A 12,499-nucleotide genomic window follows, 5' to 3' on the forward strand; every position below is an offset into this window, starting at 1 on the left:
TGTCGGCCCAGGGAAAGCGGCGACGCGGCAATTGCCGCGGGTCTGGAAACTGAGAAAGTACTGATGGCGGATTTTGTTGCAGTTATTCGCAGGACGGTAGACGGCCTGTCGGAAAACACACCGGAAATGCGAGGTAGGGTCTACGAGAAGGCGCGCGGTGCCGTACGCCGTCAGCTCGAGAGCATGAACCCCCGGCCATCGGACGACATGATCGGCCGTCAGCTCAACAAGCTGGAACAGGCAATCTCCGAGGTCGAAGGCGAGTACGCCGAGGCATTGCCGCCAATCGATGAGGCGGAAACTCTCGAGCCGATTTCCGCCGAAGAGCTGCCAACGGACGAGGATTCCACGCCGCTACCCCAGGAGCCGGTGCCGGATTCAGCGCCGGCCGAAGCTGCCGAGGCGGAGCAGCCGGCCACCGCTCAGCTGGAGGAGCCTTCTTCTGACGGCGGTTCGGCTGAGGAGCCTGAAGATCGCGTAGAAGCCGTCCCCGATGAGGAGACGCCTGCACCGGGTGCCGAAACGGCCACGGCAGACATGCGTGAAGAGGCACCTGTCCGTGAGGAGGAGCCGGTCGAGGCGGCTCCCGCCGCTCCGCAATGGGACGCACCGATCGAGGAGCAGGCGCCGGCGGGCGAAGCCGAAACGCACGCGGAATATCCGGCCGAGGAAGAGACCGCCATTGCGCCCGGCCCGCAGGATATCAGCGGCGACGCGGCCGCAACGCATCCTTCGGAACCCACGCCGGTTGAGGCTCGAACCGACATCGCGGGGGCCGACGACGTGCCGGCCCATGACGTACCGACCGATGATCCGCTGGGGAAGCGGGAGCCGTCTGAATGGGCGCTGCCCGAGTGGGAGGATGCCACGCCTTCGGCCCGCCCGAGCGAGGTTACAGCCGAGCCCGAAGCGCCGCGACAGGACGACGTATCGCCGGTCGAGCCCGAGCGCCTCGGCATACATCCGGTCGAGCCCGAGAGGGCCGAAACGGAACAGCAGAGCGGCGAGGCGGACACTGCGCGTTCCTGGTCCTTCGATGACAGCGACCCCTTTGCCCAGGGAACTGAAGTCAAGAAGGAGCGTCCCGCCGATGAGGTGGAGATTTCCGAATGGTCGTGGCCCGTCGAAAAGTCTCCGGCCGCAGCCGGCCAGGAAGAGCACGCCGGCACTGCCTGGGACCATGTCGGCGATCTGCTCGGTCTTGACGACGGGCGGACGGCGAATGGTTCGGCCAGTCAAAAGGACAACGACAGCAGCCTTGCCGCGCCACCGGCAATTCCCGCTCGACCCGCTTCCTATCGCACCACGCCCAAGCCCAGCCGGTTCAGCATCAAGCGCCTGTCGATCGGCGTAGCCGTCGTGCTTCTGCTCGGCGCCGGCGGTTACGCCTATTGGGAGAACAGGGAGGCAGGCAATGCCTGGCTCTCGGACATGGTCGCGAAGATCATGCCGGGCGAACCCGCGGAGGCACCGGCGACGACGGCCCCTGGCCAGGACGATCCGGCGGACCAGCCGGCCGGACAATCCGGTGCGCAGGACAATGCCGCGCAATCGGATGTCAATTCCACCAAGTTCACCCAGCGCTTGCTTGCCAACGGAACGGAACGGGACGAAGGCCCCGCCGTCGCAAACGACACGGCCGCTTCCCAGGAAGGCAAATCTGTCGCTGCGCGGACGCATGCGGGAGAGCCGGAGAACACCGATGCCGGCCTACAGCAGGCAGCCGCGGGTGAAACGGCTTCGCCGGCGGCTGGTCAGGCACCCAGCGAGACGGCGCAGCCTGAGGTCTCCGTCGCCGACGGCGAAAAGATGTTCCTCTACGAAGAAAGGCTAGGCCAATCGTCGCCGACTGCGATACCCGGTGCTGTCGCCTGGTCGGTAAAGGAGGAATCGCCGGGCGGCGATGCAAAACCGGAGCCCGCGATCCAGGCTCAGATCACGGTTCCCGATCGTGGGCTAACGGCACTGCTGACGATCAAGCGCAATGCCGATCCGTCCTTGCCGGCGAGCCATGTCATCGAGTTCGTGTTCTCGCTGCCTGAAAATTTCGAGGGCGGCGCGATCGACGGCGTTCAGCGCGTCTCGATGAAGCGAACCGAGCAGGATCGGGGTGACCCGCTGATTGCCGTCCCGGCGAAGATCACCGACGATTTCCACATGATCGCGCTCAACGATTTTGCCGAAGCGGTAAGCAACAACACGGAGCTTCTGCGCAGCCGCAGCTGGATCGATATTCCGATCACCTATCGCAACGGTCGCCGCGCACTGCTGACCCTGGAGAAGGGGCAGAGCGGAGCGGAGGCGTTCAATAAAGCATTGCAGGCATGGAGCGCTCTCGGGAGCACGGCTTCGAGCGGGCAATGAAGGCGTGCCGCATGAGCTGAAACGAAAATCCCGGCTGGGGCTCCAGCCGGGATTTTCGTTTGGTGTGCAAATGCCGGAAGCGTTCTACGCGCCTTCCACCACGCGCAACGCATTGGCGCGTTCCAGCGCAGCCTTACGCACAGCTTCCTGGACCTTCTCGAACGCACGAACCTCGATCTGGCGCACGCGCTCGCGGCTGATGTCGAACTCGGTCGAGAGGTCCTCCAGCGTTATCGGATCCTCGGTCAGGCGCCGAGCTTCGAAAATCCGGCGCTCACGGTCGTTCAGAACCTTCAAGGCATTGGCCAGAAGCGCGCGACGATTGTCGAGCTCGTCCTGTTCGATCAGGATCTGTTCCTGGTTGTCGTTTTCGTCGACCAACCAGTCCTGCCACTGGCCGGAATCGCCTTCGCTCGCCTTGATCGGCGCATTGAGCGATGCGTCGCCCGACAGGCGGCGGTTCATCGAAATGACCTCGTCCTCGCTGACCTTCAAGGTCGTGGCGATCTCCTTCACCTGTTCCGGCTTGAGATCGCCTTCATCGAGCGCCTGGATACGGCCTTTCAGCCGTCTGAGGTTGAAGAAAAGGCGTTTCTGGTTGGCTGTTGTGCCCATTTTGACGAGGGACCATGAGCGCAGGATATATTCCTGTATCGCAGCCTTGATCCACCACATGGCGTAGGTCGCGAGCCGAAAGCCGCGATCGGGTTCGAACTTCTTGACAGCCTGCATCAGGCCGACATTGCCTTCAGAGATGACTTCACCGATTGGCAGGCCGTAGCCGCGATAGCCCATCGCGATCTTGGCGACGAGGCGAAGATGGCTCGTTACGAGCTTGTGCGCGGCCTTACGATCATCATGCTCCTGGTACCGCTTGGCGAGCATGTACTCTTCCTGCGGCTCGAGCATGGGAAATTTGCGAATCTCGTCGAGATAGCGATTGAGGCCGCCCTCTCCAGCGGCAATGGTCGGCAAGGTATTGCGGGCCATGAAGCACCCCCTTTGTGCGTCGCCGGCCTCCGGGAGGGCAGGCCGGGCCTGTGGGTCTTCATCCAAGACCCCACGATGCTAATAGATAAGTGCGGCGAAAGCATGATTCAAGGAATCCGGTTTCACGCTGTCGTGAAGCCAGAGAAAAGGATTGGCGTATTGAAACGCCTATAAGATTGGAATCTTCACGCGCGAATTCAAGGGGCGGCCATCCTCAACGCGTCGACCAATTCCTGCATATCACTCGGCACGGCCGCTTCGAAATGCATGGTCTCGCCGGTTGACGGGTGTTCGAACTGAAGCATGAAGGCGTGCAGGGCCTGCCGGGGGAAGCGATTGACGGCCGTCCTTGCCGGTTCCGGCAGCAGGTTGGCCTTGGTGCGGAAGGCGGCGCCGTAGTCCGGATCCCCGATCAGCGGATGGCCGATATGCGCCATGTGCACGCGAATTTGATGGGTGCGGCCGGTCTCGAGATGGCACTCGACCGCAGAGGCGAGGGAGGTGCCGTCCGGTTTCTCGTGATAGCGGTCGACCACTTCGTAATGGGTGATCGCCTCGCGCGCATCGTCGCTGTCGTCGCGTTTGACGGCCCGCTTCGTGCGGTCGCCGGCCCGCCCAAGCGGCGCGTCGATCGTGCCCTTCAGCTGGCGGGGCCGGCCCCAGACAACGGCGCGATAGGCGCGTTCCAGCGGACCGTTGCGGCCGTGGTCGGCGAATTGATCGGAAAGATGACGGTGAGCGGCATCATTCTTCGCGACAACCATGACGCCACTCGTGTCCTTGTCGAGGCGATGAACGATACCCGGGCGCTTGACACCACCGATGCCGGAAAGGCTGTCGCCACAATGGTGGATGAGCGCGTTGACCAGGGTACCGGTCCAGTTGCCGGCGCCCGGATGCACGACCAGTCCGGCCGGCTTCACCAGTACGATCAAGTCTTGATCTTCGTAAAGCACGTCGAGCGTTATCGCCTCCCCCTTGGGCTCGGGGTCCTCCGGCTCCGGCAGGGCAATCTGGAAGGTGTCGCCCGGATGGACCTTTCGCTTCGACTCGGTGACGGTTAGAGCGTTGACCGAGACGGCCCCTTGCTCGATCAGCCCCTTGATACGGTTGCGGGAAAACTCGCCCCCAAGCGCTTCCGTCAGGAAGGCGTCGAGGCGCCCCGACGCGTCATCGCCCGCTGTCAGGACTTTCCTATTGCCGGGCGCTTGTTTAAAGGGATCGTTCATTCCGTTCCAATTCCGCCGTTTCAACTCCGATAGAAAGCCGACCATGACCGCAATTGAGCCTGAAGAACAGGACGACAAGCCGCTTGACCCGGCGATGGAGAATGTCCGTCGCAAGATGGTGCGCCTGCAACTCGTCTCGGCCGCCGTGATGCTGGTGATGCTTATGGCCGTCCTCGGGGCGATTGTCTACAAGCTGACCCGCGCGGACGGGAGCGCCGAGGCGGCGCAGCCGGGGCTGAGCGTGCCGGGGGATGCGCCGATAAGCGCGATTGCAGCGCTGCCGGCGGGCTTTTCCGTGAGCAATGTGGCGCTTTCCGGTTCGCAGATCGTCTTCTACGGCAGCCTACCCGGCGCGGAGCCGCGGGCGATCGTTTTCGACATCAAGGCCGGCCGCATCGTCGCCGACGTCACGGTCAGGACCAACTGACGGCATGACGCGGCCTCTCCTTCGCATCGACGATCCGGCGGACCCGCGCATAGCCGGGTTGGTGTCGATCAAAGAGCGCGATTTGACCGGCCGTCAGGGCCGCTTCATCGCCGAAGGTACCGTCGTGCTGAGAATGCTCGCCGCCGCGCACAGCGCGCGGCGCGGTATCGCTGCCGAGGCGATCCTGCTCCTCGAGAGCCGGGTCTTCGGTTTGGCGGAGCTGCTCGCGCAGTTTCCGCCCGACGTCCCCCTCTATGTGGCGACCAGCGCAGTCTTCGATGCTATCGCCGGTTTCAATATGCATCGCGGCGTCCTGGCGCTAGGCCGGCGCGACGCCGCGCCGGAGCAGGAGGCGCTGATTGCAGGGTTGCCGCAGTCGAGCCTCGTGCTCGCGGCCTGCGGCATATCGAACCACGACAATATGGGATCGCTGTTTCGCAATGCGGCGGCTTTCGGGGCCGATGCTGTGCTGATGGATATGGCGAGCTGCGATCCGATGTACCGCAAGGCAATCCGCGTCTCCGTCGGGTCGGTGCTGACCCTGCCTTTTGCGCGCGAGGGTGGTGCGGCAGAGCTGATCGGGCGCCTGCAGGCCGCAGACTTCGTCGTCTGGGGCCTGTCGCCGCGCGGCGCCGTGGACATCACCGCAATTCCGCCGGCGCCGCGCACAGCATTGCTGGTCGGTACCGAAGGCGAGGGGCTGCCCGAAGCTATCCTTTCGCAGATCCACACTGCCCGCATCCGCCAGCGGCCGGGCCTGGACAGCCTGAACGTGGCCATGGCGGCGGGCATCGCGCTGCACCAGGTCGCAAATATCAACGGGAGGATTTGAGCGGAACGGCCGGTCTCCCTTCGGCAGGCGGATGAGGGGGAATGCCGGCTGCGCCGAGCGCCTGATCTCATTCGGGCTCCAGCATCTCCTTCACCCGCAACGCCAAGCTCCTGCGCCCTGCCTGCCCTTCGGCATCGTCCCCTGCGAGAAGGCCGTGAATGGGCGAGGTATCGCCCTCGCGCGTCGCGGTCAAGGCGGCCATGCCCGCTGCGATTTCGGCCATTTCCTCGCGGAGCGCCTCGTCGTGAGCAGCGGATGTGGAGCCGACAAGGCGTTCCGAGAGCGCGGTCGCCCGGTTTCTGAGATCATCGGAAAGGGCGGTCGCGTCGAGACCATCCGCCGTCGGGTTGTCCTCGTCCTCGTGTTTCGAGCGCTTCGCACGGCGCGTTTTGATCTGCGACCTCAAATGAGCGATCTCTGCCGCGCGCTGTTCGAGGGCACTCTCGCGATCGGCATTGGCCGCCGTTTCGCGGGCGAGCCGGTTTTCCAATTGGTGCATGCGTGTCTCGTCTCGGGCGAGGCGCAGCTCCATTTCCCGCGCGCGGATGGCTTCCGCCTCGAGCTTGGCGCGCAAAGCCTCCCGCTCGCTGTGCAGCGCTGTCATCCGGCTCTTCAGGTGCTCGATTTCGGTGTCGCGCGCCGCAAGATCTATCCTGAAGCCATCGAGGTCCGCGCTTTGTTTATCGATCCGGCTCTGCAACGAGCGCACGGTCTCGGAATTCGCGCCGTTCTCTCGTGCCGATTCTTTGGCCGCGGCCTCCGTGCTTTCCAGGCGCTGTTCGAGCTGACGGATCGTGGACCGCATGCTGGCCGCCTCGACATTCATATCCGCCAGCTGCGCCTGAAGTTCGGTGTTTTCGCTCGCCAGATGGCGCGCATCCCTCAACGTCTTTTCATTCTGCACCATCAGTGCGACGGCCTTGTCGCGCTCCCGGCGCAGCGCCTGAAGCGCCTTGGCATTTTCGACGGCATAGCTTGCGCGCGCCGCATCCCTTTGTGCACGCACTTCCTGCGGGCTCAGAGGCATCGTTGCCTTCAGCCTGTCCTCCGCAAAGCGCACGATGCGCCTCTGGATGGCAGGCGCGACGAGAAGGCCAATGACGACCGCCGTCAGGAAACCCAGGGCAAAGAGAAGCGCATATTCAATCACGGGCGGGCCGTTTCAGTGTGGACCGGGTCTGCAGCAGTCAGTCGTTCGCGTTCATGCAGTAAGCATGATGCAGGAAATGCTGCAACAATTACCACAAGCTTGCACGTTTTTTCGAGTGGCACGCGTCATCGGCGCCGGGTGATGCCCACGTCTCAGAAGGGGTTCCAGGTGGGCTGTTGCGTCAGCTTGAGATAGCCGACATTGATTCCCAGTCTGGCGCCGATGCCGGTGCGGATCGGCACGACCACGACTTGCTCGTCGGTCAGCACCGTCATACCGACGCCCGCGACCACGTAGGCCGAGCCGGAAACGCCGCCGAAGCGCTTGTAGAGCGCCGGGACGCTCGGCAGATTGTATACGAGCATCATGGCGCGGCTGCCCTGACCGCCCCAGTCGAGCCCAAGAGACGGACCCTGCCAGAAGACGCTGTGCTGCCCCACATTCTTGGTATGGAGCTCGCCCTCGCCATAGGTGACGCCGGCGATGAAGGCGCCGGATCCTTCCTGGCCGAGGATATAGCCATTGGGCAGACCATAACGCTCGAAGGCCCGTTCGACGACCTTGGCGAGACCGCCGGAGGTTTCGCCGAAGAAGCCGTGGCCGGCATCGACGATTTCCTGCATGGTGTACTGGCTCGTGTTTTGGGATTGCGCCTGAGTGATCGAGATGCCGGCAATCAGGGTGCTGACCGTCAGGATCATGGTCGCAATAGCGCGGACAGCCATCAAGGTCGTCTTTGTCATCGGCTGCATCGTTTCCTCCGTCGGGGCGCGAAAGTGGCTCGCGCGCCGGCCGTCATGACCGGCTCTTCCATCGGCTGCCCGGTTGGTGCCGGTATGGGCCATTTTTCACAAGAATGCGTTCGGGACGCACTAGCATTTGGAACGAGTGCACCCTATCGGTTCCAGGAACCCACCTGAATTCGGGGTGCTTCGACAATTTGAACCGATCATCTTAACAATCGGTTTACCAAATGTGATGTCTTTATGGCTTCACGATACATGGCACGACCGCGCGCCCCATGTCTGACCGACGACCGTGCGGGAGCTTCATCGGGCTTATGTGTGCCCGGCGCCCCAACAGCCCGTGATCCGGTTTGCAGCGAGCAAGGAAGAATGATGGCAAAGAATCCGAATCTGACGTTGACGGGACATGATCTGGCCGCGCTGCTGTGCAGCCGTGTCTGCCACGATATCATCTCGCCGGTCGGCGCCATCAACAACGGTCTTGAACTCCTCGACGAGGGCGGTGCCGATGCGGATGCCATGGACCTGATACGCACCAGTGCGCTCAATGCCTCGGTGCGATTGAAGTTTGCGCGCCTGGCATTCGGTGCGTCCGGCTCCGTCGGGGCGTCGATCGACACCGGCGAGGCCGAGAAGGCCGCTAAGGATTTTGCCGCTTCGGAGAAGAAGACCGAGGTCACCTGGAATGGACCGCGGGCGATCATCGCAAAAAACCGCGTCAAGCTGCTCCTCAACCTTTTCCTGATCGCCTACGGATCGATCCCGCGCGGCGGCATCATCGACATCACTCTGGAAAACCCGGAATTCGACGCGCTGTTTACCCTTTCGGCGAAGGGCCGGATGATGCGGGTGCCGCCGAAGCTGGTGGAGCTCATCTCCGGCACGCCGGAGGAGGCGGTCGACGCACATTCGATCCAGCCCTATTACACTGTTCTCCTGGCGGAAGAGGCCGGCATGGCTATCGACGTCGTCTCGACCGGCGAAGAGATCGTCTTCACAGCGCGCGTCGTCGCGCCGGAGGCGGCGGACGCCTGAAGCTCAAAGCATGACGCGGAAACCTCTGGGAAAGCGCACGCGCCTCCCATAGGGTCCACGTGTTCATTCCCCCTTTCGATACCTTCGGACAGGCACCGGTGGATTTCGGCGCTGCAGGCCTCACCGTGGTAACGGTTTCTTTGCCAAATCCATATAGGATTGGTTGATGGAGATGGTTTCGCGTTTGGCGAGGCGGGAAGGAGTTTGGTCGTGCGGCGCTTGATGATAGCTGACGGGTCGGATGTTGTGCGCAAGGTCGGAAAGCGTATCCTTTCGGGGATGGGCTTCCTGGTTTCCGAGGCGCCGAGCAGCCTTGAAGCGCTCGTGCGATGCGAAGCCGAACTTCCCAACATTCTGATCGTCGATGCGGGCCTTGATGGCGCGCTCGACCTGATCGGCAATATCCGTCGCCTGCCTGAAGGCGCGTCGGTGCGAATTTACTATTGTGTCGTTCAGGCCGATCTCAGGAAGATGATGGCCGGTAAGCGGGCCGGTGCCGACGACTTCCTGCTGAAACCATTCGACCGCAAGATCCTGACGAGCGTTTTCGCCGGTCAGTCCATGGCGGCCTGATACGGAGCCTGGAAGCATTCAGCTGCGCGGTTTACCCCTTGATCCCTATGTTGTGGCTGTCATTGAAATGCGCCAGCTCAAGGCTTTGGCTGAAAGACGGCCTCGTAGGTTCGCCGATGCCAACTCTTCTGTGGGAAGCGGCCGCTCCATTTCAGGATCCGGGCCGACCAATTCGCCCGTGGCGTTTTCGACCCACCATCCGTCAGCGTCTTGATGAACGCCGCCGGCAAGAATGACCTTTTTTATCTGCCGGTCATATTCTTGCCAGCGCCGCATCATTTCGGCGTCGTCGGCTTGGGTGTCACCAAGGTCTTTCGTAACGAATGAAGGCCATTTGCCGGTCATAGCCTGCTCCTTTCACTTTTGTTCGTTTGCTGCATGGAGATGAAGGAAAACGGCCTCCGAACCGAGCCGGCGGAAAAAGACGGCGATGATCCAAAGGCAACAAAAAAACCCGCCTGTCGAGGCGGGTTCGGTTGCGGCTGGGGCGCGGCGGCGGGTGCGGGGAAGCCGCCTGCGGGGGAATGCCGTAAAATCAGGCGGTTTCCAGGTAGGCGCTGCCTTCCGGCTCGCGCAGCACGTAGCCGCGACCCCAGACAGTCTCGATGTAGTTGGCGCCGCCAGCGGCGTTTGCGAGCTTCTTGCGCAGCTTACAGATGAACACGTCGATGATCTTGAGCTCTGGCTCGTCCATGCCGCCATAGAGATGGTTCAGGAACATTTCTTTCGTAAGCGTCGTGCCCTTGCGCAGCGAGAGCAGCTCCAGCATCTGGTACTCCTTGCCGGTCAGATGCACGCGCTGGCCGCCGACTTCAACGGTTTTGGCATCCAGATTGACGATCAGTTCGCCTGTGGAGATGACCGACTGGGCGTGGCCCTTGGAGCGGCGCACGATCGCATGGATACGGGCGACCAGCTCGTCCTTGTGAAAGGGCTTGGTCATATAGTCGTCGGCGCCGAAGCCAAGGCCCCGGACCTTGTCCTCTATGCCGGCCATGCCCGAAAGGATGAGAATCGGTGTCTTGACCTTCGACAGGCGCAACGTCCGCAGAACTTCGTAACCGGACATGTCCGGCAGGTTCAGGTCGAGGAGAATAATGTCGTAATCGTAAAGTTTGCCGAGATCGACGCCCTCTTCCCCGAGATCGGTTGTGTAGACGTTGAAACTTTCGGACTTGAGCATGAGCTCAATACTTTGCGCCGTAGCGCTGTCGTCTTCGATTAGTAGAACCCGCATAGTCTTCCCCTTTTCCGCCGCCCAAGGTTGTCGTGGCATCCTTACGCGATACGGATCCAGTCGTTGCCTGATTTGGAGGCTGCCATTAAATGGTTAACAAATTCTGATTCACTCTGGCAAGGTGTATTGAGATTGTTAAATATTTTTAGCAGTCCTCTGATTTCAAACATAAATCTGAATTTGCGTTCCTCAAGCGATGCGTGAGAGAATGCCGTTAACTGACTCTTACGACTCGTAAATGCTCGAAAGTCACATTTCATGCATCAGCATTTACGGAGCCTTAAATCATCGCACCTATGATTAACGATGCCCGTAAACGAAAGGTTACCAGCGGTAGGTATTTGTTAAGGCCGCGGTCGATTTTTGTTTCCGGCTCGGTTGGGCCGGCGCAACGGGCCGCAGATCACGATGGCTCCCGGCGAATCCGGGGCCGTTTGATCGTTGGAAGGAGTTAGAGCGGGGTGCGGACGGAGATCCGCTTCACACCTTACTCATCCCGCTCGGGAACAGTAACCGGGGTCTCGGTATCCACGGGAGTATTGCGTATGAAAGCACGTGAGAGCCTTGTTCGCCTGAAGGAATTTCAGGTTCGGGAAAAGCAGCGTCAGCTCGGCCAGCTTCAGATGATGATGGCCGAGTTCGAGCGCATGACCAAGGATCTGGAAAACCAGATCGTTTTTGAGGAGAAGAAGTCGGGGATCTCCGACCCTTCGCACTTCGCTTACCCTACCTTCGCCAAGGCTGCTCGTCAGAGGGCCGACAATCTTCAGGTTTCAATCCGTGAACTGAAGATGCAGCAGGATGCGGCCGAACTCGCGCTTGAGGAGGTCCAGGCGGAATATGCGAGGGCAGCAGCACTCGAGGAGCGGGACACGGGCACGCGTCTGCGCGCCTGACAAAACAGCCACAGCGACGGCACTGCGCGTCCGATGAGACGCGCAGTGCCGTCGCGGTGGCTTTTCTGTTCTTTCAGGCTTCTTCCAGCGCTTTCAGGCCTGAATCACGTTCAGCCCTCGATAACGTCCCGCCACTCCGCATGGCGCGTTGTCTGAGCGCGCATGAACGGGCAGAGCGGGATGATCTTCCAGCCGCCCTTGCGCGCTTCTTCGACCGCATAGAGCGCCAGCGCCTGCCCGACGCCCCTGCCGCGCAACGCGTCCGGCACGAACGTATGGTCCACGATGACGAGACGGGGCGACGACCTGGAATAGGTCATTTCTCCCGTGTGACCGTCGAGCGTCGCCGTGTAACGGCCTTTCGCATTCGTCTCTTCCTGCGCGATTTCCATCGGTCGTCCTTCTTATGATGCAGTGATGTTCTGATGCAGGTGCCGGCGGCGCATTTCATCGCGGCACGCCCTATCAGGCGCGCAGGATGGCTGCAGCACTTCGATCTCGTATGTTTATATCGCTGAAATCGGATGAAACGAAACCGGCGGCTCAGGAGGTTCCCGATCCGCCGGTTCGAACTATGGCCCTGGAGGGCTGATCAGTGGCGATATTGCTGAATGCGCGTCGTGCGCAGGCCGGCGAGGCCGTGGTCATTGATCGAGGACTGCCAGGAGAGGAACTCTTCGACCGTCAGCGTGTAACGCTCGCACGCCTCTTCAAGGCTCAAAAGGCCACCGCGCACGGCGGCAACGACTTCAGCCTTTCTGCGGATCACCCAGCGCCGGGTATTGGCCGGCGGCAGATCCGCAATCGTCAGGGGGCTGCCATCAGGGCCGATAACATATTTCACGCGTGGACGCATCATTTCGGTCATGGGACTCTCTACACAAACTCAAGACCATATGACTGAGACCTTAGCTTGCCACATTTAATAATTGCCTAAACCGTTGATAACCATTTGATCATCATTTGACCCGCCTCGGCGGCGAAGGACGCGACGGTTCGAAGTGCCTTTAACGCGATGGA

General features: G+C 61.6%; 14 protein-coding genes. 6 read left to right on the forward strand and 8 right to left on the reverse strand.

Annotated elements, in window-relative coordinates; genetic code table 11:
• Positions 1-63: 63 nt before the first annotated feature.
• Positions 64-2,364 (forward strand): hypothetical protein, encoded by a 2,301-nt coding sequence (locus FB009_RS14735; protein WP_012066834.1) that lies wholly within the window; start codon positions 64-66, stop codon positions 2,362-2,364.
• A gap of 84 nt (positions 2,365-2,448) precedes the next feature.
• On the opposite strand, the gene rpoH is transcribed toward FB009_RS14735, so the two are convergent.
• The gene (gene rpoH / locus FB009_RS14740) at positions 2,449-3,354 is read right to left on the reverse strand and encodes an RNA polymerase sigma factor RpoH (protein ID WP_012066833.1); all 906 of its coding nucleotides are present in this window, start codon (positions 3,352-3,354) and stop codon (positions 2,449-2,451) included.
• Between the two features lie 197 nt (positions 3,355-3,551).
• Positions 3,552-4,583 carry an RluA family pseudouridine synthase gene (locus FB009_RS14745; RefSeq protein ID WP_012066832.1) on the reverse strand — a complete coding sequence of 344 codons (1,032 nt, stop codon included), beginning with the start codon at positions 4,581-4,583 and terminating at the stop codon, positions 3,552-3,554.
• A 43-nt stretch (positions 4,584-4,626) separates the two neighbouring features.
• Between FB009_RS14745 and FB009_RS14750 the strand changes: the two genes are divergently transcribed.
• Positions 4,627-5,010: a hypothetical protein gene (locus FB009_RS14750; RefSeq protein ID WP_012066831.1), complete on the forward strand. Its 384-nt coding sequence runs from the start codon at positions 4,627-4,629 to the stop codon at positions 5,008-5,010.
• A gap of 4 nt (positions 5,011-5,014) precedes the next feature.
• The gene (locus FB009_RS14755) at positions 5,015-5,842 is read left to right on the forward strand and encodes a TrmH family RNA methyltransferase (RefSeq protein WP_012066830.1); all 828 of its coding nucleotides are present in this window, start codon (positions 5,015-5,017) and stop codon (positions 5,840-5,842) included.
• Between the two features lie 67 nt (positions 5,843-5,909).
• Here the strand turns inward: FB009_RS14755 and FB009_RS14760 are convergent, their stop codons facing one another.
• Positions 5,910-6,992, reverse strand: a complete 1,083-nt coding sequence (locus tag FB009_RS14760) for a coiled-coil domain-containing protein (RefSeq protein ID WP_012066829.1) — start codon at positions 6,990-6,992, stop codon at positions 5,910-5,912.
• Positions 6,993-7,144: 152 nt separating this feature from the next.
• The gene (locus tag FB009_RS14770; RefSeq protein ID WP_012066828.1) at positions 7,145-7,744 is read right to left on the reverse strand and encodes a DUF1134 domain-containing protein; all 600 of its coding nucleotides are present in this window, start codon (positions 7,742-7,744) and stop codon (positions 7,145-7,147) included.
• Between the two features lie 366 nt (positions 7,745-8,110).
• Between FB009_RS14770 and chpT the strand changes: the two genes are divergently transcribed.
• Both chpT and FB009_RS14780 read left to right on the forward strand, forming a co-directional pair.
• Positions 8,111-8,773 (forward strand): histidine phosphotransferase ChpT, encoded by a 663-nt coding sequence (gene chpT / locus FB009_RS14775; RefSeq protein ID WP_012066827.1) that lies wholly within the window; start codon positions 8,111-8,113, stop codon positions 8,771-8,773.
• A 210-nt stretch (positions 8,774-8,983) separates the two neighbouring features.
• Positions 8,984-9,346, forward strand: coding sequence for a response regulator (locus FB009_RS14780; RefSeq protein WP_012066826.1), 363 nt, complete (start codon positions 8,984-8,986; stop codon positions 9,344-9,346).
• A gap of 45 nt (positions 9,347-9,391) precedes the next feature.
• Here FB009_RS14780 and FB009_RS14785 read toward each other — a convergent pair whose 3' ends face one another.
• Both FB009_RS14785 and ctrA read right to left on the reverse strand, forming a co-directional pair.
• Positions 9,392-9,691, reverse strand: a complete 300-nt coding sequence (locus tag FB009_RS14785; protein WP_012066825.1) for a hypothetical protein — start codon at positions 9,689-9,691, stop codon at positions 9,392-9,394.
• Positions 9,692-9,881: 190 nt separating this feature from the next.
• The gene (gene ctrA, locus FB009_RS14790; RefSeq protein ID WP_012066824.1) at positions 9,882-10,583 is read right to left on the reverse strand and encodes a response regulator transcription factor CtrA; all 702 of its coding nucleotides are present in this window, start codon (positions 10,581-10,583) and stop codon (positions 9,882-9,884) included.
• A gap of 545 nt (positions 10,584-11,128) precedes the next feature.
• Between ctrA and FB009_RS14795 the strand changes: the two genes are divergently transcribed.
• Positions 11,129-11,479: a hypothetical protein gene (locus FB009_RS14795; RefSeq protein ID WP_012066823.1), complete on the forward strand. Its 351-nt coding sequence runs from the start codon at positions 11,129-11,131 to the stop codon at positions 11,477-11,479.
• 110 nt (positions 11,480-11,589) lie between these two features.
• On the opposite strand, the gene FB009_RS14800 is transcribed toward FB009_RS14795, so the two are convergent.
• Both FB009_RS14800 and sciP read right to left on the reverse strand, forming a co-directional pair.
• Positions 11,590-11,871 (reverse strand): GNAT family N-acetyltransferase, encoded by a 282-nt coding sequence (locus FB009_RS14800; protein WP_012066822.1) that lies wholly within the window; start codon positions 11,869-11,871, stop codon positions 11,590-11,592.
• A gap of 200 nt (positions 11,872-12,071) precedes the next feature.
• The gene (gene sciP, locus FB009_RS14805; protein WP_003527546.1) at positions 12,072-12,347 is read right to left on the reverse strand and encodes a CtrA inhibitor SciP; all 276 of its coding nucleotides are present in this window, start codon (positions 12,345-12,347) and stop codon (positions 12,072-12,074) included.
• Between the last annotated feature and the right edge of the window lie 152 nt (positions 12,348-12,499).

Source organism: Sinorhizobium medicae, from assembly GCF_007827695.1.
GTDB classification, from domain to species: Bacteria; Pseudomonadota; Alphaproteobacteria; order Rhizobiales; family Rhizobiaceae; genus Sinorhizobium; species Sinorhizobium medicae.

Coding starts and splice junctions, on each gene's coding strand:
- FB009_RS14735 (WP_012066834.1), top strand. CDS start 64: ATGGCGGATTTTGTTGCAGTTATTCGCAGGACGGTAGACGGCCTGTCG.
- rpoH (WP_012066833.1), bottom strand. CDS start 3,354: ATGGCCCGCAATACCTTGCCGACCATTGCCGCTGGAGAGGGCGGCCTC.
- FB009_RS14745 (WP_012066832.1), bottom strand. CDS start 4,583: ATGAACGATCCCTTTAAACAAGCGCCCGGCAATAGGAAAGTCCTGACA.
- FB009_RS14750 (WP_012066831.1), top strand. CDS start 4,627: ATGACCGCAATTGAGCCTGAAGAACAGGACGACAAGCCGCTTGACCCG.
- FB009_RS14755 (WP_012066830.1), top strand. CDS start 5,015: ATGACGCGGCCTCTCCTTCGCATCGACGATCCGGCGGACCCGCGCATA.
- FB009_RS14770 (WP_012066828.1), bottom strand. CDS start 7,744: ATGCAGCCGATGACAAAGACGACCTTGATGGCTGTCCGCGCTATTGCG.
- chpT (WP_012066827.1), top strand. CDS start 8,111: ATGGCAAAGAATCCGAATCTGACGTTGACGGGACATGATCTGGCCGCG.
- FB009_RS14785 (WP_012066825.1), bottom strand. CDS start 9,691: ATGACCGGCAAATGGCCTTCATTCGTTACGAAAGACCTTGGTGACACC.
- ctrA (WP_012066824.1), bottom strand. CDS start 10,583: ATGCGGGTTCTACTAATCGAAGACGACAGCGCTACGGCGCAAAGTATT.
- FB009_RS14795 (WP_012066823.1), top strand. CDS start 11,129: ATGAAAGCACGTGAGAGCCTTGTTCGCCTGAAGGAATTTCAGGTTCGG.
- FB009_RS14800 (WP_012066822.1), bottom strand. CDS start 11,871: ATGGAAATCGCGCAGGAAGAGACGAATGCGAAAGGCCGTTACACGGCG.
- sciP (WP_003527546.1), bottom strand. CDS start 12,347: ATGACCGAAATGATGCGTCCACGCGTGAAATATGTTATCGGCCCTGAT.